The organism is uncultured Phocaeicola sp. (genome assembly GCF_948499155.1).
In the GTDB taxonomy this organism is placed as follows: domain Bacteria; phylum Bacteroidota; class Bacteroidia; order Bacteroidales; family Bacteroidaceae; genus Phocaeicola; species Phocaeicola faecalis.
In genome coordinates this window covers 38,096-64,077 of the sequence record NZ_CAOOSE010000016.1, presented here as the reverse complement: position 1 = coordinate 64,077, position 25,982 = coordinate 38,096, and the positions used below count along the sequence as shown (strand labels likewise).

At 41.1% G+C, this 25,982-nt stretch carries 22 protein-coding genes and 1 pseudogene; 2 read left to right on the top strand and 21 right to left on the bottom strand.

Annotation, left to right across the window (positions count from 1 at the left end; genetic code table 11):
• Position 1 precedes the first annotated feature (1 nt).
• Positions 2–2,341, top strand: a complete 2,340-nt coding sequence (locus QYT14_RS12230; RefSeq protein WP_288324615.1) for a BamA/TamA family outer membrane protein — start codon at positions 2–4, stop codon at positions 2,339–2,341.
• Between the two features lie 260 nt (positions 2,342–2,601).
• Complete coding sequence (locus tag QYT14_RS12225; protein WP_237039143.1) at positions 2,602–3,513, top strand: nucleotidyltransferase; 912 nt, start codon at positions 2,602–2,604, stop codon at positions 3,511–3,513.
• Positions 3,514–3,586: 73 nt separating this feature from the next.
• Here the strand turns inward: QYT14_RS12225 and QYT14_RS12220 are convergent, their stop codons facing one another.
• The 21 genes and pseudogenes from QYT14_RS12220 to QYT14_RS12125 form a co-directional block, all read right to left on the bottom strand.
• Complete coding sequence (locus QYT14_RS12220; RefSeq protein WP_289307208.1) at positions 3,587–4,045, bottom strand: lipocalin-like domain-containing protein; 459 nt, start codon at positions 4,043–4,045, stop codon at positions 3,587–3,589.
• Positions 4,042–5,526, bottom strand: a complete 1,485-nt coding sequence (locus QYT14_RS12215; protein ID WP_289826352.1) for a capsule assembly Wzi family protein — start codon at positions 5,524–5,526, stop codon at positions 4,042–4,044. The genes QYT14_RS12220 and QYT14_RS12215 overlap by 4 nt, the downstream gene beginning before the upstream one ends.
• A gap of 197 nt (positions 5,527–5,723) precedes the next feature.
• Positions 5,724–7,448, bottom strand: a pseudogene (locus QYT14_RS12210) (ATP-binding protein).
• A 157-nt stretch (positions 7,449–7,605) separates the two neighbouring features.
• Entirely contained in the window at positions 7,606–8,376 is a 771-nt protein-coding gene (locus QYT14_RS12205) for a glycosyltransferase family 2 protein (protein WP_288325552.1), read from the bottom strand.
• A gap of 57 nt (positions 8,377–8,433) precedes the next feature.
• Complete coding sequence (locus QYT14_RS12200; RefSeq protein WP_288325551.1) at positions 8,434–9,345, bottom strand: glycosyltransferase family 2 protein; 912 nt, start codon at positions 9,343–9,345, stop codon at positions 8,434–8,436.
• Between the two features lie 625 nt (positions 9,346–9,970).
• Positions 9,971–10,468: a putative colanic acid biosynthesis acetyltransferase gene (locus QYT14_RS12195; RefSeq protein ID WP_288325550.1), complete on the bottom strand. Its 498-nt coding sequence runs from the start codon at positions 10,466–10,468 to the stop codon at positions 9,971–9,973.
• A gap of 65 nt (positions 10,469–10,533) precedes the next feature.
• Entirely contained in the window at positions 10,534–11,148 is a 615-nt protein-coding gene (locus QYT14_RS12190; protein WP_288325553.1) for a putative colanic acid biosynthesis acetyltransferase, read from the bottom strand.
• A 24-nt stretch (positions 11,149–11,172) separates the two neighbouring features.
• Positions 11,173–12,087 carry a hypothetical protein gene (locus QYT14_RS12185; RefSeq protein WP_288325549.1) on the bottom strand — a complete coding sequence of 305 codons (915 nt, stop codon included), beginning with the start codon at positions 12,085–12,087 and terminating at the stop codon, positions 11,173–11,175.
• Positions 12,088–12,111: 24 nt separating this feature from the next.
• Positions 12,112–13,239: a UDP-galactopyranose mutase gene (gene glf, locus QYT14_RS12180; protein WP_288325548.1), complete on the bottom strand. Its 1,128-nt coding sequence runs from the start codon at positions 13,237–13,239 to the stop codon at positions 12,112–12,114.
• Positions 13,236–14,147: a DUF4422 domain-containing protein gene (locus QYT14_RS12175; RefSeq protein ID WP_288325547.1), complete on the bottom strand. Its 912-nt coding sequence runs from the start codon at positions 14,145–14,147 to the stop codon at positions 13,236–13,238. Before QYT14_RS12175 ends, glf begins: the two co-directional genes overlap by 4 nt.
• Positions 14,147–14,788: a CatB-related O-acetyltransferase gene (locus QYT14_RS12170; protein WP_288325546.1), complete on the bottom strand. Its 642-nt coding sequence runs from the start codon at positions 14,786–14,788 to the stop codon at positions 14,147–14,149. Before QYT14_RS12170 ends, QYT14_RS12175 begins: the two co-directional genes overlap by 1 nt.
• 2 nt (positions 14,789–14,790) lie before the next feature.
• Positions 14,791–15,981 (bottom strand): glycosyltransferase, encoded by a 1,191-nt coding sequence (locus tag QYT14_RS12165; RefSeq protein WP_288325545.1) that lies wholly within the window; start codon positions 15,979–15,981, stop codon positions 14,791–14,793.
• Between the two features lie 20 nt (positions 15,982–16,001).
• Positions 16,002–16,649: a glycosyltransferase family 92 protein gene (locus QYT14_RS12160; protein ID WP_289307534.1), complete on the bottom strand. Its 648-nt coding sequence runs from the start codon at positions 16,647–16,649 to the stop codon at positions 16,002–16,004.
• Entirely contained in the window at positions 16,619–17,011 is a 393-nt protein-coding gene (locus QYT14_RS12155) for a hypothetical protein (protein WP_289307532.1), read from the bottom strand. The genes QYT14_RS12160 and QYT14_RS12155 overlap by 31 nt, the downstream gene beginning before the upstream one ends.
• An 8-nt stretch (positions 17,012–17,019) precedes the next feature.
• On the bottom strand, positions 17,020–18,186 hold the full coding sequence (locus QYT14_RS12150) for a glycosyltransferase (protein ID WP_288325543.1): 1,167 nt from the start codon (positions 18,184–18,186) through the stop codon (positions 17,020–17,022).
• Positions 18,183–19,163 carry an acyltransferase gene (locus QYT14_RS18885; protein WP_354002068.1) on the bottom strand — a complete coding sequence of 327 codons (981 nt, stop codon included), beginning with the start codon at positions 19,161–19,163 and terminating at the stop codon, positions 18,183–18,185. The genes QYT14_RS12150 and QYT14_RS18885 overlap by 4 nt, the downstream gene beginning before the upstream one ends.
• Positions 19,164–19,173: 10 nt before the next feature.
• Positions 19,174–20,493: a hypothetical protein gene (locus QYT14_RS12145; protein ID WP_288325541.1), complete on the bottom strand. Its 1,320-nt coding sequence runs from the start codon at positions 20,491–20,493 to the stop codon at positions 19,174–19,176.
• Positions 20,429–21,511, bottom strand: a complete 1,083-nt coding sequence (locus tag QYT14_RS12140) for a polysaccharide pyruvyl transferase family protein (RefSeq protein WP_288325540.1) — start codon at positions 21,509–21,511, stop codon at positions 20,429–20,431. Before QYT14_RS12140 ends, QYT14_RS12145 begins: the two co-directional genes overlap by 65 nt.
• A complete protein-coding gene (locus QYT14_RS12135; protein ID WP_288325539.1) occupies positions 21,508–23,031 on the bottom strand; it encodes an oligosaccharide flippase family protein in 1,524 nt (507 codons plus the stop codon). The genes QYT14_RS12140 and QYT14_RS12135 overlap by 4 nt, the downstream gene beginning before the upstream one ends.
• A 6-nt stretch (positions 23,032–23,037) precedes the next feature.
• Positions 23,038–24,798, bottom strand: a complete 1,761-nt coding sequence (locus QYT14_RS12130; RefSeq protein WP_288325538.1) for a thiamine pyrophosphate-binding protein — start codon at positions 24,796–24,798, stop codon at positions 23,038–23,040.
• A gap of 2 nt (positions 24,799–24,800) precedes the next feature.
• Positions 24,801–25,874 carry an epimerase gene (locus tag QYT14_RS12125; RefSeq protein ID WP_288325537.1) on the bottom strand — a complete coding sequence of 358 codons (1,074 nt, stop codon included), beginning with the start codon at positions 25,872–25,874 and terminating at the stop codon, positions 24,801–24,803.
• Positions 25,875–25,982 lie beyond the last annotated feature (108 nt).

Below are 25,982 nucleotides of genomic sequence, written 5' to 3'. Positions count from 1 at the left end.
AATGACAAGGATAAGAAAGAGAAAACTTCACGTTAACCAGCTGTTGCTGACAGCTTTTCTATGCCTGCTGGCGGGTTGCTCCACCACAAAGAACCTGCCCGAAGGCGAAACTCTTTACGTAGGCGTAAAGAACATGAACGTTATCAACGAAGACAAAACTCCCGCCGGAGTGCAAACTCTGGAAGAAGTAGAGGCAGCCCTGTCCTACCCTCCCAATAACGCCATATTGGGAAGCAACTCCCTGCGCTTTCCCATTCCGTTCGGTTTGTGGATATATAATGACTTTGTGAAATACCAGGAAAAGAAGGGACTGGGCCGCTGGATATTCAACAAGCTAGGCTCCACCCCGGTTTATATCTCCACCGTCAATCCCGAAACCCGTGTAAAGGTAGCGACCAACTTGTTGCGTGATTATGGCTTCTTCAATGGCTCTGTCTCCTATTCGGTCGACACCCTGAAGAACCCCCGAAAAGCAAAGCTCAACTATGAAATCAATATGGCCAATCCTTACTATCTGGACTCTATTGCCTACCTCAAATATCCGATACGGGCCGACAGCCTGATTCGTGCCACCTACAACCAGCGCATATTACGCAAAGGAGACAACTTCAGCGTGTTGAAACTGGAAGAAGAACGCCAGCGGCTAAGTACTCTTTTCAGAAATAACGGATACTATTATTTCCGCCCCGAGTTTACCACCTTCCGCGCAGACACATTGCGCAATCCCGGTTTTGTAAGTTTGCAGGTAGTGCCGCAAAAAGGAGTGCCGGCAGAAGCACGCCGTCCTTATTATATAGGAAAGACCTCTGTTTACCTGACAGGATATAAGGGAGAGCAACCGACAGACTCACTGACCTTTGCAGATATGACCATCCATTATCATGGCAAGAAACCCGGTATCCGCGAACAGGTCTTGCGCAGACGTTTCCTATATAAAGAAGGACAACTATACTCCCAGATACGCCAAACCTATACCCAAGAAGCACTGGCACGCTTGGGAATCTTTAAATATGCAGAATTCCGCTACACACCCAAAGACACCCTGCCCGACTGTGACACCCTGAACATCAAGGTAAATGCCATGTTCGACCTTCCCTACGACGGAGAGCTGGAATTCAATGTCACAACCAAGAGCACCGACCAGACAGGCCCGGGAGCCATCTTCAGTTTGTCGCGACGCAACTTTATGCGCACAGCCGCCAAACTATCTTTCCAACTGAAAGGGTCCTACGAATGGCAAACCGCATCCAACAGTGTGGCTGGAGACAAGTCAAAAATGAATTCGTATGAACTGGGAGCATCCTTCTCACTGGATTATCCACGCCTGTTACTGCCGTGGAAGAACAAGTCGAACCGCTTACTGTTTCCCTCTCATACCTCTTTCAAGCTCTATGTGGACCAGCTGAACCGTGCCCGCTTCTTCAAGATGTTATCTTTTGGCGGAACCGTCAGTTATGATTTCCAGCCATCGCGCACCTGGAAACACACAGTAACCCCTTTCAGGCTTACGTTCAATACCCTGCAACATACCACCAGTGAATTCGATTCCATTATCAATGTAAACAAGTCACTGGCACTCAGTTTGGGAAATCAGTTTATCCCAGCCATGAGCTATACCTTTACTTATGACAACGCCCCCCTGAAAAAACGGCATAACTTATGGTGGGAAACCTCCTTCACCTCTGCCGGCAATGTGACTTCACTTGTTTATGCCGCCTTCGGCAAAGGAATGAAGGAAAAAGGGAAAGAACTGCTGGGAAGCCCCTTCGCACAATTCCTTAAAATGACCTCGGAAGTCCGCTGCCTGTTCAAAGTAGGAGAAAAGCAACACATAGCCACCCGCCTGATGGGAGGAATACTCTATGCATACGGCAACCAGACCGTCGCCCCCTATAGCGAACAGTTCTATATCGGAGGCGCCAACAGTATACGTGCATTCACAGTCCGCTCCATCGGTCCGGGTACTTTCCACCCCAACGCAGACAACCGCTATGGATATATTGACGAAACAGGCGACGTGAAACTGGAAGCCAACATAGAATACCGTTTCCCTATATTGGGCGACCTATATGGCGCCACTTTCCTTGACGCGGGCAATGTATGGCTGATGAAAAAAGACGAAGCGCGTCCCGGTGGAGAACTCACCATGCGGAACCTTGCAAAAAGTGTGGCGCTCGGCACCGGCGTAGGATTGCGTTATGACCTGACCTTCCTGGTTATCCGCCTCGATTTGGGTATCGCCCTGCATGCCCCCTACGACACCGGAAAAAGCGGCTATTACAATATACCGAAGTTCAAAGACGGCCTTGGCCTTCACTTCGCTATCGGCTACCCCTTCTAATAGAGGAAGGGGCAAAAAAAATGAGGACACCCCGATATCACATCGTAATGTCCTCCACAATCATTGAGGGATATATATTTTAATACTTTAGTATTCAAACTGATGGCGCAAAGATAGGAATATTATTCGGAAAAATACATTTTATCGATATTAAAATTCAAAAAAAGAACGTTTTTTTCTTTTTCCTCTCACAAATACATTTTCATTCATATATTTTTGTAGCTTTGTAGTCAGAATATCAATTTTTAAATAAATAGACTATGAAACCTACATTATTCTTATTGGCAGCCGGTATGGGTAGCCGTTATGGTGGCCTCAAACAATTGGACGGACTGGGTCCTAACGGCGAAACTATTATGGATTATTCCATCTATGATGCCATTAACGCCGGCTTCGGCAAACTCGTTTTTGTTATCCGCAAAGATTTCGAACAAGATTTCCGCGATAAAATCATTTCCAAGTACGAAGGACACATCCCTTGCGAAATGGTATTCCAAGCTTTGGACGCACTGCCCGAAGGTTTCACTTGTCCTGCCGACCGCACCAAACCATGGGGTACCAACCATGCAGTCATGATGGGTGCCGATGTTATTAAAGAACCGTTTGCAGTAATCAACTGTGACGACTTCTATGGCCGTGACTCATTCCAGGTAATGGGCAAATTCCTTGCAAATCTTCCTGAAGGATCTAAAAACACCTATTCAATGGTAGGTTTCCGTGTAGGTAACACCCTGAGCGAAAGCGGTACCGTTTCTCGTGGTATCTGTGAAACAAACGACAAGAATCTGTTGACTTCCGTAGTAGAACGTACCAAGATTCAGCGCATTGACGGAGAAGTGAAATACATCGACGACAATGGCGAATGGACAGCAACAGCCGACACAACTCCGGTTAGTATGAATTTCTGGGGCTTCACTCCCGATTACTTTGCATACAGCCAGGAATTCTTCAAGACCTTCTTGAGTGATCCCAAGAACATGGAAAACCTGAAGAGCGAATTCTTTATTCCATTGATGGTAGACAAACTGATTAGTGACGGAACAGCTACCGTAGAAGTTCTGGATACTGCCAGCAAGTGGTTCGGTGTAACTTATCCCGAAGACCGCCAGAGTGTAGTAGACAAGATTCAGGCATTGGTAGATGCCGGAGAATATCCTGCTAAACTGTTTTAATCATATATCATAAAAAAGAGAGGACACATCCCAATCGATATGTCCTCTCTTCTTTTCACCTTCTATATCCGTGCTAAAACCTTTTCAGCATCAGTGTAGCATAATCGGATTTCAAAATCAACTCCTTTCCGTTGGCTTTCACCACTTCAAACTCTGTATCCAAAGCATTGATGCCATAGGGGAGAAGCTCCTCCACCGTGACATCCTTTTTATCATCGCTTGTGGCTTTTCTTCCTTTGAAGTCCCTCATCCGCACATTTCCATTCTCCTCATGCTCAAACCGTCCGATGACCGGCCTGTGCGGTGTGCCGCTCTGCTTGGCTGCTATTTCCACCACCCACAACTGGATACTGTAATAAATCCGATCACACACATGCACCTTACCGTCAGCTACCGTTGTATATTCCACCAACTCCCAGTGCCCTTCCATATCACTGTCGATAGCCTCCTTCTGGCATCCTCCCATGACGAGGCACAGCAGGACAGCCGCCACCACTCCCGACAAAAACTTTAATCCGCATCTATTTCTCATATTCCGAATCCTCCTGTCTTTCTTACCGTCAGCATGGCTCCCATGCTGTTACCCAGATAATTCCCCCTGTCCGTGGCAAGGGCAACCGTGGCACTCCAACCTGTCCATTTCCGTGGGCAGTAACTCACTTCCACCATGCCGCTGAATTGCTTCCTCACCTTGTCCAGCGGAATCGGATAAGTCCCCCAATGCCGCACATACGATGCCAGCACACGGTAGTTCCATTCACGGTCCGGCTCTCCGCAGAAGCCTATGTGGTGGGCTTTTACGCGGGTACTCTTAAACAGCACCGTTCCGTCGTCATTATATACAGGTCCCGGAATCAGTCCGTTGCCCATACCCATTCCCCAGTGCTGCCATGCCAGGTATTGGCCGTTATTGAAATAGTTGTCACCACCGCTTATCTGGAATTCGGAAAACGAGCCGGCTATTCCGTCATACAGAATCGGCCCCGTCTGGTCCTTCGTGCTGAGACCTTCCCACAGCACCCGGCTCACCCACCGGTTCCGGGGCAATGTCACTTCCAGTCCCAACTGTCCGTCCTTCCACACACCATACTCCATGAACATCTGCGAATGATCCTCGAAGAAATGCTCCATATAGGCCCTTATCTTCCAGTCACCGGCATAATAGGAAAGCGCCGCATTCCAGCTTCCGCTATGGTTTCCCTCCACATTCTGCAGCGTACTCTCCTGAGTAGGCACCAGCGCCTTGAAGAAACTCTTCAGACCGGTCGGATACTTCTGGAGCAGCTTTATACTTCCGTCCGCATTCTTCACATACCTTTTTCCCCCGAACTGTGCGATGTCCAACAACCCTATTTCCAGTTCCAGAGGCAGCTTCTCCCTGTTGCCGAACTGCAGCATCAGTGATTTGCTGTGATACAGCACATCCTTCAGAAACGGTTTGTCCGCTCCGGCAAACTCTTCCTGCCAATTGCCGTCCGTGCACACGCCGTAAGCGATATGCCCTTTCAGTGCCAGCCAGTTGCCGGTAAAGGGTACCGTCAGATATTCGGGCAATCCCACCCTCACTTGCGGAATGGGTCTTGCGTTTGCCCCCTCCACCATCATGCCGCTGCTCAGCCTCACATCCTTTTCCAGCGGGAATCCGTTTCTCTCCTTACTCCCGATGCTCATCCTTATCGCTTTCCATGCAACATCCATGTAAGCCTGTTGCACAAAGAAGTCCGCAGTCAGATTCTTTCCTCCTGCCAAGTCTGCGCCGGCCTGTATCTTCCATCCATGACGCCATTCCTTCCGCCATTGCATACCGGCACGCAGATAAGCACTTTTCGGCTCTTGCGAAGACAGCCCATAACGATTGGCGGTGAACCACAGCGGAGCATACGTTCCATCGGCAACCGAGACGGAGGTCTCTACACGGTAAGAAAACGGAGTGGACGCTTCCTGTTCCTGTGCCGACAGGCAGAGGGGAATACAGAAAGCTAATACAGATAAACCAATTGATTTACAATACATTCGCTGTATAAATTACTATTTAATATGATTAATAACTTATGAAAAAGCCCAAAGTCCTCCCTTGAAACTATAAAAACAGCTTCATACGAGAAAACAGGTTATGAGGTTATGGCTAAAATATCAAGACAGGCAACAAAAAAGATAACTTCCAAATTCTCATCTGTTGTATCCTTATATAATTTGAAACTTTCCCCCCTTTATACCTCTTCCATCCTTACCAAATTCCACCCTGAGAATTGCATCACAATCTTGTGCAGTTGCGTACCTTGGCGCAACACTTCCACTCTTGGTGCACGAGCATAGCCATCTATCTGCTCCACAGCTTGCTGCCACTGCTCCTCAGCCTTTGCCTCAAAATCCTTCTTCGGCAGATATTTCAGCTCCACTATGTAGCAATGCTTGGACTGATAGTGCGTCAGGTTGGGCAGAAGAAAGAAATCACAATAACCGTGGCTCAACTCCACTTCAGGAGCGGTGATGTAATAATCGTTCAGACTCAGATAAGCCATAAAGAAACCCTGTATGCTACGCTCACCTTCGATGGAGTCGCGTACAGATGACAGCTTTTCATAGGCATCAGCTATATATTGCAAAGCTTCCCGCCACTGACCGTCGAAGGACATGGCATCGAAACAATCGTTCAAGGTGTCTATACTTACATGGCAATGAGCTTCTTATTCCTCCAGCAGGTACTCATAATACTGTTTACGCACATTGTTGTTCGGAATGCATAGTATCAATCTCTTGCCATACGTACCCTTTATAGTCAGCATGCCATAATAAAACAGCAGACTGGGGAAAATGTCGGGATTAGTCAAATCTTTGGCAGGGAAGGACTCTTCCACTTCCGTTATAATCTGCCCCTCTTCAGCGATACGCCGGATGATACCTCTGCGGTCACCGTCCAAGCGATCCAGCTGCAGCAGCTTCTTCAACTTATTGTAGTCAGTTTTCGTATTTGGGTCCACCATCCTCTCAGGCGAATGACCACTGTCCATGTACTGGCGGAGATAATAAAGCACCATGTCACAGTTGAACACGCGGCCATCCTGCTTCAGGCACTCCTTAGCGAAACAATAATTGTCATACCACGGTTTCATTTCCGTTATCATCGCCTCCACGTCACTTTCGGCAGGAAGCATACCCGATTCTTTATAATAAAGAAGCATGCCACGCACATCCTCGGTACTGAAACCCAACATTTTGTCGAACTTGGGATTCATGGACAAGTGCCAGCCGATGTTGAAACCGCTGGTCAGGTCGTCTAAAGTCACAGGGCTTACACCTGTCATGAAGATACGCTCAAACATACCCTTGAACTTCTTGAACACATCGCGATAGAAACCGCTGGCATGGGTGATGGCATGATACACCTCCTCCCCCTTCTCATTGAGCACGATATTGGTAAAATTATCGTATTCGTCGATGATGAGATAAAGGGGGATACGCAGTGCCCCGGCATTGTCGCGGATTAATGCCAACTTACCCGAGAATGTCTGTATCTCAAAAAAAGCCTTTACCACAGCTTCCGGATATTCGTTCTGATATTTGCGCATGAACCCATCCAACATCACTTTGCAATATTCGTCAAAACGCTCCGAAATCCGGTCTATGTCTCCACCCACTTGAGAGAAATCCAGATAAAGCATCTGATACCGCCCACGGAGCGGTGTAGGATGGTCATGAATCAAAAGCCCGCCGAACAGGGAGTCAAAACGGTCTGCCATCGCCTTGTCATAATAAGCTTGCATCATACTGATGAACAAGCTTTTACCGAATCGACGAGGACGGATATAAAAAAGATTTCGAGGCTGTTGCTCCAGTAAGGACAAATACATCGTCTTGTCCACATAATACAAATTTTGTTCTCTCACCGTCACGAAGTCGGACACTCCATAGGGCACTTGCTTTATCTCTTCCATAGCTTCATCTCACATTTATACAGCAACATTGCTTGTTACAAAGTTACATAAACAATTCCGACCGGACAAAGGTTTGCAGACGAAATCCAACGAGAAAATCCTAACCGGATAATTTATTTTATTATCTCAAATGAGGGTGGAGAATAATAACAGAATATCAAAATTGGATGCCAACACATTGAAACTTTGCAGTAATAAACTGAGGGATTTTCCACATCATCTTCATCACCTTGGTAGGGACAGGGCAAAATCCATGTGCACGATACAGCCGGATATCCTCATGCCACATCGCTTTTCGCTTTTCACTATCCGTACTTAATCCCCCCATACGCATACGCACAATATATCTACGCAGATACTCCACTTTCAACCGGCTCTTGTATAAATAACGTACCAACAAGTCGGTATCCGCAGCAATCTTATAACTCTCATCATACAACCCCTCACGCCACATCACATCCCTGCGGATATAACAAGTAGGATGCAAAGGAAGCCATCCGCATTTCACTTTCCAGCGTTGATAACTTCCGCCAATCCAATTACGCACCACCCGATTGGTATCGTTACAATCCACAAAAAGTCCGTCACCATATACAAAGTCGGCATCTGTTCCCTCAAACCGCTTTACAATGTCCGATACCACATGATTGTCAAAGAAAAAATCATCCGAGTGCATCAGACCGACAATATCACCGGTAGCTGCACGGATACCTTTATTGATAGCCTCATACATCCCCCGGTCGGGTTCGGAAATGATTCGTGCCACCCTGCCTTCGTATTGGCGAATAATCTCAGTCGAACCGTCTGTTGATGCTCCGTCCACAATGATATACTCAATGTCGGGATAATCTTGTGCCAATACAGATTCTATGGCACAACGAATAGTCCCCGCGCGATTGTAGCACGAAGTAATGATAGATACTTTCATAAATATGTATATGTGGAAAAATAATTAACTGAAGCCCCCTGGCCAGTTTCAAAAGAATCAGTATTTTGTTAAATAATTATCTTTGAGATAGTTTTTTATCTCCTCTTCATTATAATTGAAACGCTTCTTGATTTCATAAATTTTGGCATCAACCAACATTCTATACCAAAAGCCTTGTAATATGTGCCAAATAAAGCCTTCTTTGCCATCTAGGAATCCGCCTTTCAAAATATATCGCCATATAAAGTTGATGAAAGGCCGTACGAACAGCGGTGACTTGATGTACTTGATTTTAAGCCAACGCTTGCGTTGTTCCTCAGTTCCGAAAAACTTAGGAATCACTTCTTGCGCTTTAGCATCCAAACCATATTGCATCATCAGCATATCCACCATTTCACGAGTAGCATATCCATTATGCTTATCCGTCCACCAGGTTAAGTCATTCAAGTTAGCGTCTACCTGATTTCCATCATCAACCGTAATAGTACACCCATCGAAGATGCGAATATGCTCATCCATCCATCGATTTTCGCAATCACCGTGTTCACGACGAAACACCTTCAAGTGATAACTAGGATACCACCCTCCATGCAATAGCGAACGATTCATAAAGTCAATACGCTTACGCACATACACACCATTCACATCATCTTCGCAATCTTTCAAAGCTTTCTTCATAGCCTTCCCCAAATTGCCCTCCAAAAACTCGTCAGCATCAATACGCCAAATCCATTCAGACTGGATGTTACAGTGATATACACCATAATTGAACTGCGTAGCATAGTTTTTCCATGGATTTTTATAGACTTTCGCACCTAATTTTTCCGCTAATCCGCAAGTATTGTCAGTACTGAACGAATCCACAACGATTACTTCATCACATACTCCTTTTAAGGAATTTATACAACGCTCAATATGCTTAGCCTCGTTCTTAGTAAGAATAAGAGCGGCTATCGTGTTGTTATTCATTTGTTAAAAAGTTATGCACTCATACATAGTGCTATTATTTAATAAGGCGAGAGCCCTTCCCCATCAGAATTTCAGAAAGCCCCATTCGGTCGCAAAGACACCCCATTAGGAGACAAAGACCGACAACTAGTATCGTGCTGACCAACGCCCACAGCATGCCCGAAACATCGAAAGCAAAAAGACGTACATACAGCTTGGTACATACCGTGAAAAACGGAGAAAACAGCACGATGCACAGCGAATTTTACCCAAGAACGTAATACCTTTCAGCAGCTGGGGGGGGGTAAAACGATAAACTCCGCACAGTAAACTCATCATGGAAAGCGTGAGCGCCACCAGATACATCACCTCAAACACCACATAAGGAACGATAATGCTCCGCAATGCCTCCCGAATCCATGCCAATCCTTTTCGACATTAAACAAAAGCCCGGAAATTACCAAAAATCCAGACATGTGAAAGGTGTACACCCACTCGGTGAGTGCAACGTGACGCTCCACAAAATATGAAAGATGAAACAACACCATCAAGGTGATTAATACCCCCTTGACGAAATCCAATTCACTAGAACGGAGTTTTGTCGAGGAAAGGAGAGGTGAGGTTAATTGATTGTTCATAAAATCTTTTAGTTACTTTTGAATTCTCTTTTTTTTATAAATTTAGAAGGATTGCCACCCACTACCGTCCAAGGAGCAACATCTTTGCATACCAAAGCCTTAGCTGATACGACACAACCTTCTCCAATAGTTACACCAGGAAGAAGATAAGCTCCTGTAGCAATCCATGAACAGGAGTTTACCACAATGGGACGTGTAACCAACATGAAATCTTTTCTTGCTACATCATGTGAACCGGTAAGCAGATACACATCGTTACCAATGCAACACTTGTCTCCAATTTGAATAGAAGCCATTGCGTATACCCATGTACGTTCGCCTAAAGAAGAATAACGTCCCATAGACAAATGCCAAGGATATTCAATTTTACACTTTGGATGGAGACTACACGTCCAATCAATATCAGCCCCAAAAAGACGAACCAACCACACTCTGAAGAGTTTAAATGGGCGACCAACACGAGGCGACCAACGGAATACAGATGCATTGACCATTCCCCAAATCATATTTTTTATTTTATCTTTACGAGGCATAGCGTTAGTTTGAATAGGCTGAAATAAAGAAACTTGATTCATAACACACCCCCTTTCTCCAAATCAGCCAACAATGCTTTAATTTCCTCTACGGTCTCACATTTTACCCCCCCCCGTTTAATATCTATCAACACCCTATTCTTAATCAGTTTCGCAGGATTACCACCCACCACTGTCCACGGTTCTACATCCTTTACCACCACTGCACGTGCAGCACATACAGCTCCTTCACCAACAGTAACCCCTTGCCCAATAAACGCTTCTGCACAAACCCAAGCACGGTCTTCAATCACGATAGGCGCTTCCGTCTGATGATGATGTGGGTCGGTTATGTCATGACTTGCCGTGCAGAGAAAAGCACGTTGGCTCACTGTAGCGTTACGCCCAATATGAACAGGAGCTGCATTGTAACAGTCCACCCCTTCAGCCAAACACGCATAATCATCCATCGTAAGTAACCAAGGCTGAAACACGCGAACAGTTGCATAAACAGCCGCGGTCGGTGCTATTTTGGCCCCAAACGCACACAGCAACATACGTTTCCATCTCATTGCCATAGAACGAGGAAAAGGGCGAGCGAAGCAAGTCCATGTGAAAGTCCATACTAACCGTCGCAATTTATTCGCTTTTGAATAAGGAGTTTGAAACTCCATTAAATCATTACCCATATAATTGACTTATACATTTTCACAAATAATTTCTTTCATTATATTCGCCAACTTACGTTGTCCGCTCTTGCTGAGGTAAATCCCATCTCTATAATCCTGAGATGTAAATCCAGAATCCAATTCCCGCACAAGAGTAACCTTATTTCTTTCAGCCCACTCTATAATCTCTTCCCCTTGCTCATTATATCGTCCCTGTCTCAACTCTTTTTGGTCAGCATGCAGATATACAATCAAGGGAATGGAAGCTTTATCAGCCATGACCTTTAATTCATCAAAGCCTGGATTAAATACTTTTCCATCTTTCTTTATACCAGTACCATCTTTCGAAATTGCACGAAGCACTTTTTGGTCAGGGTCAGGTTCTGCCGTTTTCTTCCGTGGCAACACTCGCGGTAGCACATACCGTTCCAACAGTTCAGCCCATGCCAATGGATATTGCTTGTCAGGATATGAGGGATGTACACCCACTACCGGTTGATGATTGATATTATCGTGTGCATCATGGCTGCTCACAACTAGGAACATGGCCTTTGCACCAAACAGCCCATTTTCTCTTAAATAAGCAGCACAATTATCCGGCCCCCAACTTCCTGCCGATATGTTCAGCATTTGCATACCGGTTTCTTTCGTAAAGAGGGAAGTTGCAATGTCATCCTGATCCACTTGTACGCCTCCATTAATTACCGAGTCACCCAGACCTAGAATTATAACTTTAGTTGTATCAGGCTCATCACTTCGCTGTGAATAAGAATTATAATGAATATGATTGCCAAAGCGCATCATGTCTTGATTGGGTTTAGCTATATATTCGTAAGCAATACTTTCCTCAAAAAGAGGTGCATTGGCAAAGCCGTAGAAACGCAAAAAAGCTTCACCAAGGAAGAGAAGTGCAATACTCCCCCCTATTTTATAAACAAGTTTCATTTACATATTTTTTATTAAGACTTACTATCTCTTTAAGAACAATGCCATTACTTTCTCCACTGTAGGAGCCATGTCATAATACTTATACTCCGCCAATCTACCACCAACAATCAAGTTTGGAATAGTCTCAGCCTTCTCGCGATACTTTGCATAAATTGCAGAATTAGCTACATCATTGATGGGATAGTATGGCTCCATACCTGGTTTCCACTCTGCGGAATATTCCTTACTGATTACAGTCTTTGGACAATCAAACACCGCTTGTCCGAACATCTCGAAGTGTTTATGCTCTATAATGCGAGTATAGGGTATGTCTCGTTCTGTATAGTTCACTACGGCATTACCTTGATAGTTCGCGATATCTTCAATAAATGTATCAAAACGAACGGTACGATATTGCAGTTTACCCTCACTGTAATCAAAATACTCATCGAGTGCACCTGTATATACCACACTATCTGCTAATGCGTCCAGTTCTGAACGATGAGCGAAGTAATCGCAACTTACCCGAGTCTCAATTCCTGTCAACAAGCCATCTATCAACTTGTTATAGCCACCGACAGGGATACCTTGATACTTATCGTTAAAGTAATTATTGTCGAAAATTAGACGCACAGGTAGTCGTTTGATGATAAAGGCAGGCAACTCAGTACATTTTCTGCCCCACTGTTTCTCTGTATAGCCCTTAATAAGAACCTCATATATATCTTTCCCAATAAGTATTTGTGCCTGTTCTTCAAGATTTTGCGGTTCTCTACCATTAAGAGCAGAAAGTGCTTCTGCTCGCTGCTCATTCAGTTTAGCCATAGCCTCAGCAGGAGTGTGCACGTCCCACATTTGATAGAATGTATTCATATTGAAGGGCAAATTATAGAATCGGCCTTTATAGTTAGCTATTGGTGAGTTAGTGTAGCGGTTGAACTCTACTATAGAATTGACAAACGTCCATACCTCCTTATTAGAAGTATGGAAAATATGCGCCCCATATTTGTGGACATTAATTCCCTCCACTTTCTCGCAATACACATTACCTCCAAGGTGTTCGCGCTTGTCAATAACCAAGCACTTCTTACCCCATTTGTTAGCAAAATAAGCAAATGCAGAACCAAATAACCCTGCACCCACTATAAGATAGTCGTATTGTTTTGTCATAGATTCTTTTTTATTCTTTTCCACATAGAAGCCTGAACAGAACTCATGCCAGACACGTTCATATCAACAGACATACAGTTCAAATACTTAACTTTTAATCTACGTGAAGAAATCATCCTTACGTATGCATCAGTGATTAATTCAGCTATATATCCAAAATCACGCAACATTGCAATATTTGTAACTCCATTAGGTATTCCAGCATTCATATGATGCAAATATTTGTCCTTAATATCAAACATTAGTCTACAATATTGATCGAACACATCTGACTTTGCAATAATCATATTGCACGATACGAACTTATTGTCTTTTAATGTTTGAGAAAAGTAAACATTAAAATCCGGAAAATCTTTTGCTATCAAGTCCACAACATAATTATAATGCCAGAATCCTATTGCTTTTTTCAAATGAGTCTGCATGGTATAAGTACTATAATGTAACTTTTTCATGCAATACAAATCATACCGACCCTTTTCAATATCTTTATATATGTCATGGGCAAATATATCAAGATGTTCATTGATTTCACTTTGTGGTATTTCAAGAGTGGAAGAGAAATTACATAAGCATCTCGAATCAGGGATGAAAGGAGAAATCACTTTAGAAGCTATATACAAGACTATATTACGCATCACCTTTAAGCTATTTCCCTTTTTATAAGTTAAGAAACGTCGATAGTGAAATAATCCTTTATAATCAGCATCTACATTCTTCCATATCCAATACATCGCTGACATCTCACTACAATACGGATTGTCCACTGAAATGTTATCCCCATCGCTGTCCTTCTGTATACCAAGATCCTTATTATATACTGCACCAACTTGTATGGGAATATAAGGTCCCTGATCTACAAATTCCATATTTTTATGATATGCAACTCCTATTGTTAATAACTTTTTCATTATGCAGTCCTCCTTTCTGTAAAGGGCACCAGCATAATGACATTATTAGAGCTATTTCCCCCCCCCCGAGGTATAATGAAGGAACCATCCTTCATATTTCCGCGCAATATTTGGCGCGTTAAATGGTCCAATTCCGTATAGTCTTTTTCCAACATAGCTTGATGTTTTCTTATTTCATCTTCATTGAATCTCATCCTTATCAACTTGGTAGGCACCCCTCCTACAATAGCATAAGGAGGTATATCCTTCGTGACTACACTCCCAGCGGCTACAATGGCTCCATCGCCAATCTGTACCCCCGTCATCACAACGGAATAAGCACCTATCCAACAATCACTACCGATAATAGTCTCCTTACAAGGTTCTCGCCCTGAAAAGATGATAGGAATCCCTGCCTTATTGAAACAATGGTCACCACCGATAATATGTACATTATTCGCTATCATAGTATATTTACCTACACTCACACCCGGATAGATGCTCGAACCCGGCCCTACATAAGAATAAGCTTCCCCCTTGAAATCCTTTGCAATAGAGCATCGAGGAGCAGCAATAAACGTGGAATGAACCTGTTTCAATCCATATTTCCAGATATAATAACGCCTTTTAAACAGACGCAGTAAATTGATAAGTTTCTTCATAATTATTTCTTTATGGTAGATAACTGCTCGGCATATCTTTCCGCCACTTTCCAATCAGTGTACTCACTTGCTGTCTTCATAGCTGCTTTCCGTATTGCCAATCGATTTTCAGAGGGCAACGAACGAATCTTCTGCACGATTTGTGCCAATTCGTCCTCATCGCCAGCAGCACAAAGGAATCCATTCACACCGTCCTCGATGATACCTGTCATACCTTCACCACGGCTTGCCACCACAATGCATCCTCTTGCCATAGCTTCTAGATAAACGAGACCGAACACCTCATCGCGCGAAATCATGATAAAGCAATCGGCCCTATCAAGCATCAGAATTACTTCCTCACGAGGTTTACGCCCGGTCATGTTGATACGGCGTTCTTCATCAAGTTGCTTGATTAAAGCATGAAGTTCGTTCTCAATAAAGCCACCGCCCACAACGTCCAGATGGTAATCATCCTGGCCATACACCTTAGGTAATGTCTTTATTACCACGTCAGGGTATTTACGGTCAAGCAGAAAGCCGACATAGATATATCGGTCGTTCCATCGCATAAGATCAGCCTCCGGATTGACAATGGACTGTGGTATACCCGATGCACAGATGAATCGAGGGGTCTCAATACCCATCAACTTATTAAAGACTTCTGTCATACAAACAGAGCGAAGCCCCCATAAATCAATCTGACTAGTCAAATTCTTCCAATTGGGATACCTATCGAACGAAACCACTCCATGCAGCACCATAGCAGTACTGCAACCATAATGTGCCTTAATGCGCGAGAGGATATATAGCGGATTTTGCCAATGCCCTACAGCTACATCAGGCACAAATCCACGTTCCTGCAACTTGGCGATGATATAGTCTGCTTGCTTGGCTTGCCGCTTATAGGGCACCACCATGGATGGCTTATACTTGAATATGGGTACACGTATTACGTCCACTCCCTCATAATTGAAATCAATAGCCTTGTTCAACCGTTCTTCCGGAAGTACAGACTGAAACTTGTTGACCAAGTACTTCTTCACAAACGGAGGTAAATGATAAACGATACAAGGAAAATAGGTACTGAGGTTCACCACAATCACCTTATGCCCTTGCTTTACCCATTCGCGAGTGAAGTAATGCACCACCGGAGTGAATGACTGAGGCATACCTCCACCCGAATATACATGTGAAATAACTAATATATTCATTGATAAGTATTGATTTCTATTTAGAAAGATTTCAAACGTTTAGACAATTCAGATTTATATCGCAACATTAATTCGTCGTGTACGTCATTTTTATCATAGTATTTATATCTACTCATATCATAACTGCCAACCCTATCTCCAAGACCGCGTGAAATCTTCTTTAGGTAATCTTCTTCTGATTTACAATAATAATGGTTGATACGCAAATTGTTATATTGTACATCGTTGAAACTCCATCCCCATTGACGCTTTCCTGTATCAGAGATTGAATATGCTCCTAATCTATAATGTGGATAATGAGGGGAGATGTAATTGGCGACAAGGCGAGGGTTGCAAATCGTCTTAACGTGAAAGTTAGTCCAATAATTATTCTCAGCACGATTTAATAATTTTTCTGTAATAGGGGGGGGTAATCTGTTTTTATGACCACTAGTGCCGAATATTGCCCAGTTCACTCCAATTCCTGCTGCACCATCATTTCTACCTTCAAAAAGCCTTTGCATTGTCTCTCCCAACATTCCTCCTTGAGAAGGAATGAGATATTCATCCATGTCAATAAATGCCATCCACCTGCATTCATTTTTATGCTTCTGTATGGCATCATTATATGCATTCAATTGCTGTCCTTTGCCCTTAATCAATACACAGTCAACGATGCCAGAATCGATATATGGCTGAAGTAGTTCACGTGTATTATCATCATTATTATAAAAAAAAAGAATTTTGTTACACCTACATTTCTATGAAACTCAATCCATTCCAGCAGATAAGGGCCTTTGTTTTTACTGATGGATACGATTGCAATATCGTGAACAAAAGAGCCTTTCATATCGTTTTTCATCTGATAATGTACTAATCTCTCTCCGACAGTATGTTCATAAATTACTGAAAGAACAAAATACACTATTAAAATAGGGTTTATTAGAATAAATATCAAATAGCTCCAATTATTCAGTGAGCGCTTTAGCGGCAAAATAATACGTTCGTTATAGAAGTAGAGATACTTGAAGTATTTAAAATATTTTTTCATACCATATTTTATTTAATCGTAAATAACAAATCTTCCCACTTATCCACCACACTATCTATCGAAAACAGCTTGGCCTTTTCGATAGCCGCCAAGCCCATCCGCTTCCTACGCGCTTTGTCATGAGCGAGCGAAACAAGTGCTTCCACATATTTATCAACATCCATAGCATCAACCAACAAGCCATTGACTCCATCATCAATGATGTCAGTAACGCTCAAATAACTATTGAAAGCTATAGGAATAACACCATATTGCATGGCTTCCACCAATACAATGCCGAAACCTTCGGAAGAAGAAGTCATGGTAAAGATAGATGCAGACTCATAATAGGATTTAGGATTATCGAAGCCATAAAAATGAATATTCTCCAACTGATGCACCGACGCATATTCTTTGAACTTAGGTAACTCCGGACCATCACCTACTATATCCAAACTCCAATCCGGTAGTTGCTTCCACACTTTTTCCCATATTTTCAAGAGGAGGTCTACCCGCTTCAACTTTGAATCGATTCTTCCTACATACAAAATTTTTTTCTTCTTCTCATCCCATACCAAAGGTTTAGATAGCTCAAATGAGACAGGATTGGGGATGGCGCAAATATTTTGGTATCGCTTTGCATCAACAAATTCATTCAGTTCTGCAATAAACCTATCAGAAAGCAATACCACTCGGTCACTTTCGTTACAAAGTTTGATGTAATGCCCATGCATGAGCTTGCAATAGGTATATTTGGTAAGCCTTGCTATCATAGGGATACGCACCAGAGGTGCCAACATCCCTAAATGAAACTTATTCAACCGATCACGAGTAGCCTGCTCCATGTTGACTACCCCACCCAGCATGCTATTATGGATACAGGATACGAGTTTGGCGGAAGTATCCTTCACAGCATAGGCCCATGCAGAATGCAAGGGTGAAATGCCCTCTTGAAAAATGGCTATGTTGATTTGATGTTCATAAATGAACTTTTTTAAGTAAGAAAGGTTTTCATCTCCGCAAGCATCTTGCTTGTTGGGGAATGTAAACTGATAGGGAGAATCTCCACTTACAAGACCTAGAAAGTAAACCGTGTGTCCTCGCTGCCGGAGACGAGTAGAAACAACATCTGTAACTCGCTGAACACCACCTTTCATGGGGTTAATGGCGCCAGTATAAAGATATAGTATATTCATTTTTTCAATCTGTTTCCAAGTAAAACCGACAAGAATGGTCGGTATACATGGAGTAATAGTTTATATGAATAGATTGCGATTATTATCGTAGTACTCAGTATCAATATATACGAAAGTATATTGGGGGGGGGTAAAAACTTTATGCATATATTGCGAGATACATGCAATATCAACATGTGCATCAGATAGGTATAGAAAGAGTACTTTGCGAATAATTCCAATATTCTTTCTGCATATTTAGGGAGTTTGACTATCCATCGATAGGCAAGTACGATGGATGATAGGATTTCTACCTTCAGCAGTAGAATCAAATAGATCAATTGGTCATTCCAGTAATTTCCCAACAAGTAGATACGTGACATTACTGAAGCAAAGAAAAGAATCATAACAATCACTTCCGTACGTTTGCAAATCGTTTTATGCAAGTATTGAGGATAACGTGCGATCAACAATCCCAAACTGATAAAAAACACCGTTTCGGCATAGATGTTAATGCGAGTCAACCACCAAAAGAAGGAGGCTATGAATAGTGGAATTGCCAACCATCTTTTTTCATAGAGAAGAAGAAAGACTGGCGACAAACAAAAAGCAAAGAACAAGTTTCTGAGAAACCACAATGCTGGATTTATGGACCACACAATCTGCATCAAACTTTGATTCTCGATCATCTTCTCAGGAGGATAGAAAGCACGCAAATACGGGATTTTCTGTGAACAATAAAAGAAGGTCGCATAAATGAGAACGGTAAGAAGATACGGTACGACCAGAGTCATAAAACGCCTCCTTATCTTGTGAGCATATAGACTCCATGAGAATTCACTCAATGTGCTGAAATCACGAAAGAAAAGAACAGCAGAAATCACAAAAAACAGAGGCACCGCCATACGTGTGATATTTTTAGAAATGACAATCATTGCGTAGTGGTCAACATTGCAAGTCACAGGGACTACACAGTGCATCATCACAATCAGAATCATGCATAGAGAATTAAGCAGTACGATTCGTTTGCTTAATTGGGAGGTTATTTGTAAAGCCATAGAGGTTGTTTAAGAGGTTATTTGTAAAGCCATAGAGTTTATTTGAAATGAGCCCTTCCACAGTTCCCGCATAGATAAAAAACATACAAAACAGATAATGATACGTAAAGAATTCACCAGCCATGGTATATATGGCAACGACAACGTAAAAAGAAGTATACGAGGATAAAAAACGACGTATTTCCGGGTTCGGATGCTTGGCTATGAATAAAATACGTTTCAGCAAAATAACATGCATGATACCATAAATAGCCAGCCCTACCCATCCAAAATAATAGAGCATTGACCCTATCTCGTTATCTACCATTCGACGATGCTTAGCCATAAAGCTCATAAAACCGTTTCCAATCAATTGGGTCTCAATAGAAGCCCGCTCCATTTCTGCAAATACTCCTTTCAAGTTGGTTAAGCGACCACTTCCTTTGTCTTCACTAATGTTATTCATTCTCTGTTCAAGTCGGAGAAGGTTCTCATTATTCTCCATTAAGGAATATGTTGTAGCAAAAATTCCGACACATATCAAAGAATACACAATGAGGCGTTTAAACTTAAACCTTGCATCAATGATGATATTGACCATCAAGATAGCTGCACTCACAAAAATGCCCGCACGCTTAAAGGCAAAAACGGTACAAAGTACTACTATGAGAATCAATAGATACTTCATTACAGGTTTTGCCTTTAAGAACAATAAAGGCAAACACATTAATGGAAAATAGTAATAATGGTGTTGTATCATGCTACTATTTACAACCCGGAAATAGGTATATGCACGGAAATTATTGATAACTCCAAAAATAAAAAATAGAATGGCAAAGATATAGATTAGCTTGATGTCTCGATAGCGCCTAATATATACATAATAAAAGAGGTATAAGTTCAACCATACTAATGAGTAGCAAAACAACTGAAAGTCACTACAACCAAAGAATAATCCTCCAGTAAACCGACTATTCCCCCAATAATTGCTAAATGATAGGATAGACAGAAGTGCCATTGCACAAAATATTTTCGTAACAGAAGATTCAGTAATATAACTGATTTTCCCATAGACAAAGAAAAACAACAACGCATTGATTGTCATACAAACGGCAGCCGGAAACATTGCTCCGGATGTATGCAAAAAGGATAGCCAAACAACTAGCAGACTCTCGATGATAAGAAATAGATTGATTGGTCTGCTTAGATGTAAGCGACAAAAATATTTAAACATGAAGGTTTGATTTGATAAAGTTAATAGAGTGCTCACATTGTTCAGCCAACTTTTCATTGACTTCCTGATAGTCGATTTCATTGATGGAAGGCACAACATTCAAGTCACATAACAAACGATTCTCCAAGTTCAAAACTTGAAGGATGGACAGAAATCTATCCAAACCTCTAGCAACATTACCTATACTGAGGAACTGTTTCTCGAAGATGATTGAAAATGCAGTACCATGAAATGAATCTGTGATAACATACGAAGCATTAGCTATTGATTCAATCCATGATGGAATGGATGGTTTTACCAATTCCTGCATAGAATAAGGCAACAGCTTCTTCCATACAGAATTTCCCTCACTGATGAATCGCAGAGGCATAGCAAGTTCTACGGAAATCTTTTCCAAAAAGGCTTGCTTTTTATCTGTCATATCAAGAATGTATACCGCTATGTAAGGTTGAGAAGCAGTAACCTTCAGATGCAAATTGCTAATGTAATCTTCTTTTTTCAACAAAAGGGTAGGATCAAGTACATGCTCGGCATGAACACCAAATGTATCTTTACATAAAGTGACACCTGTATTTTCACGCACCGAGATACCATCAAACTTCAAGAGAAGTTTTTTCACGACAGGGATGGAATACTCAGGGTGAGCATCATCCCAATACCCCACGCCGAAAGATGCTGCATAGGCAACACGCTTCACAGGTAGGTCAGCAGTAAAATCCAGAAAGTAATTATACCCCGCCCCCCATACATTCTTCATACGCCATACCTGGTCACTGCCTACCACATAGCCATCAAAGCCTCTATTCAATAAACTCTGAGCCTTCGCTTCCGTATCAATGACTTCTGTTTGAGGCTGTATGTAGCGATTGATAAAAATATTGAATCGCCTAATAAGAAAGGCGTGATAAAAACCTTTTGCTTTTTTATGTAACCAACTTTGCCGCTCACTATTCCATCTACGTTTGATAAACCATGCATCATAACCTAATTTTTTTAAGATTGTCAGCAAAGCATATGCCTGAAGGACTCCACCATAATTTGTCTTTATAGGGAGTGTGAGTATTCCTATTTTCATTTTATGATAGTTTTTATATTCTTTGTTACTGAGAGAATTAACTCCCGCTCATAATTATTCATACTACTATAATAGGAAACGATTATATAAGTCATTCCAAAAAGAACAGTCCAAAGAATCAAATTAAAAATGGAGTCTATAAACTGAACATAATGCAATCCAAACCACCAAACCATAGTAAGTAGAACTGGAGCGATAGACATTCTTGCTATTTGAATGAAAAAACGGTATATATCAAGATGTATCTTTCGTTTATAATAGATGTTGATTACAATTCCTTGGGCCAATATAATAGACATTGAGGTCCCAAAAGCAAAGCCAATACCACCATATAATTTTGCCAATGGTATAGATGCAATCATGCAAACAATAGAAATAAACAAAAATGACAAAGAACGGAATCGCATCTTATTACGAGCCTGAAGAATAACTATCCCTAATGATTGTATTAGAGGAATTGCACTGGGAATAAAAAGCAAAAGTGTCATCCAATAAGCATCTACATAATCAGAACCTGCCCATAAAAGAATAAATTTTTGCCCAAAAAGAATAAATCCGCATAAAATAAGTAATATAATAAACCATTGGACACGACCGACCTTAATGAATAAATCAGATACTGATTTATCACTCATCCCTTTTGCATACATAGCTGTAATCTTTGGTAAAAACATGCCACTTATTGCACTACTTAACGTAATATAAAGATGCTGTAGCTGGATAGCTATAGCGTAAACAGCTACAGCAGAGACCCCACTAAACATTCCTAAAACAAACTGCCCACTACTATAATAAATCTTATCCATGATAGAATTTAGAAATATCCAAAAAGAGTATATTAAAACTTCGCGAAGCATATCCCAACGAAACTTTCCTAACTTAAATCGAATATAAACCTTCTTTCTACAATACCACGCATTGATACAAAGCGTTAATATATTGAATGTTGTTAGTACAATTACCATAGTTATAGCTTTATAGCCATAACATAACAAGATAATCATAACTAATGGATTTAAAATAATACGAACTATATTGATTAACTTGGGAAATACAAACTCCTCATAAGCTGTAAGAACAGCTCCCCAAATACTCATTGGAAATGTAAAGGCCAAATTAAAGACAAGTAATGACATCATTACTTTTACTTTCTCAATATCATCATGAGTCAACGTACTATTAAAAAACAGCGAAATGTTAGATATAAAACATACACCAAAAGCTATGACTACAATACTTATAGCACAGTAGATAATCATAGACATGCCTAATAGTTCTGATTGCTCCTCTAACTTATTCTCTGCTCTGTACTTGGAAATGTAACGTACTATAGCGTTTCCAAATCCTAAATCAAGCACCGTAAGGTAAGCAACAACTGAAGCTACGAGAGAGTATAGTCCATATTCATTTTGGCCTAACATGCGAAGTAAAAAAGGTGTGTAAAGCAACGCTACCAACACGTTTAAGCCTATAGAAATATATGAGAGAACAGATCCTAGTTTAATCTGATTTACTTTCATGGATAATTACTTTATAATCTTTTTTAAACTATTCACCACCTTTTCAGACAATACTTTTTCAGATATTTCTTTCATTTTTATTTTTATAACATCCTCTTTGTTAGGTGTTAAATGATTGATTTCATAGAGCGCTTGGCTTTCATCTTCAGATTTAGTAAACACTTCAAACAGCATCGGACGATCTGTAAGTTCAGGATTGATAAAACGTTCCATCACTCTGAGGTATTCTTCCTTATTAGAAGCTGTAAGATACTCAAATCCTAAATCTTCTGCATAATGTCGAACCAGTTTATGCGATTTATTACCGTAATGGCCTGCAGCTGCAATGAATTCGTCAGCCTCTTCGCCAAAAGCATTTCCAGGATGATTATAAATTCTGAATTCTGTTCCCTTCCCATTGTTGACCATTAATATACGAATATTGGATGCAACATGTCGGTTAGCGACAGCATTAAGATCATAAAAGAAAGCCAAGTCGCCTATAACGCAAAAATGAAGTTGCTTCGGATGAACTAAAGAGGCTCCCAACACCGTTGACAAAATTCCATCGATACCAAATCCGCCTGTATTTGAGGAACCGTAAATTGAACTATGACAATCAAACAGATTCCACGAACGCAGAGAATTCAAGATACCTAAATGAAGAAAAGAATTCTTGGGTAGTTTTCCTATGGTATGTTGAGCCATCCAAATATTACTAAAAGGTAATTCAGGTATCATATTATACAGCAGGTTGTACTCAGTTTTATATTGTTCCATCCAAGAATTTGTTACCGCGATTACACCATCATAATCATGAGTATACTGCTCAAAGAAATCTTCATCAGACATTTCGAACACAGCAGTTAATTTATGAACCTTATCACGTAATTCTCCATCAGAGCTTAGCCTCCAAACCTTCTTGCAAGCACTGATACTACCAGCATAATTACCAGAAACTTCACCCATATGAATTAGCAAATCCATAGTCCCTACATTACAACGGTGGATAGATTGAGTTCCTATTAATGCAAACATTGCTCGAAATGCACCTTGATAATTGCTTGTATGGTCACAAAATACAATCGCACCATATTTAGTACAGAATTTATCAACAAGTTCTGTCAACTGAGGTGTAAAAATCGTATGGGCACCTAAAAAAATTCCTACTTTTCCTTCAATAGCTGGTAATTTATCCCCAAATGTATAACGCGGTATCTTTAAGGCCTTGGGTAGTTCTTTAACAGAAAAATCTCTATTGTAAGTGGTTTGTAAGTTCATATGAACTGGCCCCCCACCATGGTGCCATAAAGCTTGTATGGCACGATTTGCACGTATTGTTGCGTCCCACTCATCATCCTTATCAAAACTAGCCCGAATATGTTCACTACATACCGCTATATCATTCTGAATATTACTACGGTCAATCACTTGGGGCACCAAATGTCCTATTCTTCGTTCATCCTGAGTGGCAGTAATTGCCAAAACAGGAAGTTTCCTATAATAAGCTTCTGTTAATCCAGGCACATAGTTTCTAGACGCTGTAGCTCCTGTACATGTTAATACAACCGGCTCACCGCTTTCGGCAGCCATACCACAAGCCATATAAGCAGCAGAACGTTCATCAACAGATGAATATAATTCAAACCATGAATCATGCTGCACGCTAGCTACAAACGTAATGTTAGTGGCTCCAGGAGAAGTAATTATTTTTCTTATTCCATATTGTTTGAGAAGTGATATAACAATTTGTTGACTTCTCTCTACAGTGTAAAACATTTGTTCCATAATTATATTTTTGATATAGGCATGAAGTATCTTCCTATAAGGTACTTCAATTGCACTTTAATACTACTAAATTCTGAAATAGAGGTATACTCACCAGTCAATTTATCTTTCATAATCTCATCTCGAAGATAAGGTTGACTGAATAAAGGGTTATCTATAAACTCGGTCAAACACATACGAAGTCCTTCAGACGGTTTTAGAAAAGTCGTAGTATCTATATATTGATTGATTTTACTATTATCAAAAAATCGATTATAAAGTCTATCTTTCTCTACTTGCCATTTTTTATTAGGGTACTTAATATAAAGGCTTTGTCTTGTCATGTAGACGTTAGGTTCCTTACCTAATTTTTCTTTCAATGTATGAAGATAGATCTCCAATATCTCCTGCCACGTACAAGAATAGGGTTGAGTAATATGAAAAACTTCCCCTAGTGCCGATTCATTCCCCAACAAAGAGGCAATAGCACGAGCAACATCATGACCATAGGTTAAAGTCGTATACTTAGAAGAAATATCATAAGAAAATACTATGCTTCTACCTTTTAATGCACGATATGCCCATGATTCTTTTTCCATACCCCCCAATTGAAGACGATATTTATCATAAGTAATATAGGGACGAACTATAGTGAAATTGTTGCTATTTGAATTAAACAAACAATCCTCCTGCCTAGCTTTTGTCAAAGCATATTCATCAGTTTGAAGATATAATGAATCAGTACATGTGTCTAGCAAACGTGGAGAAGATTCAGTTATAGGAGAATCACTATTTGCATATACCCTAGAAGAGCTGATAAATACATACTGTTCACAAGAACCTAACAAAAGTGAGTAACGTTTCTGAAATTCAAGTGTATTATAGACCATAAAATCAACAATCACTTCAAATCCTTGTTTCAGTAAAGACCTCAAAAAGATGTCATCGTGAGCATTTCCCAAGACGTATGTTATGTTATCATGACCTTGCCGAGAACGTCGAGAAGTTACAACAACATGATGTTCAGTGTTAGTCAATAATTGAACAAGATGCATACCCATTGCACCTGTTCCACCTAATAATAAAATTTTCGCCATTTAATTATATTCCCTTTCTAAATATCTATCTGTCACTCTGCAATTCAGCAAATAAGTTAAGTCTTTTTAATTTAGCTCAAGAAATCTTTGTGTAATCCTTCAGGTCAT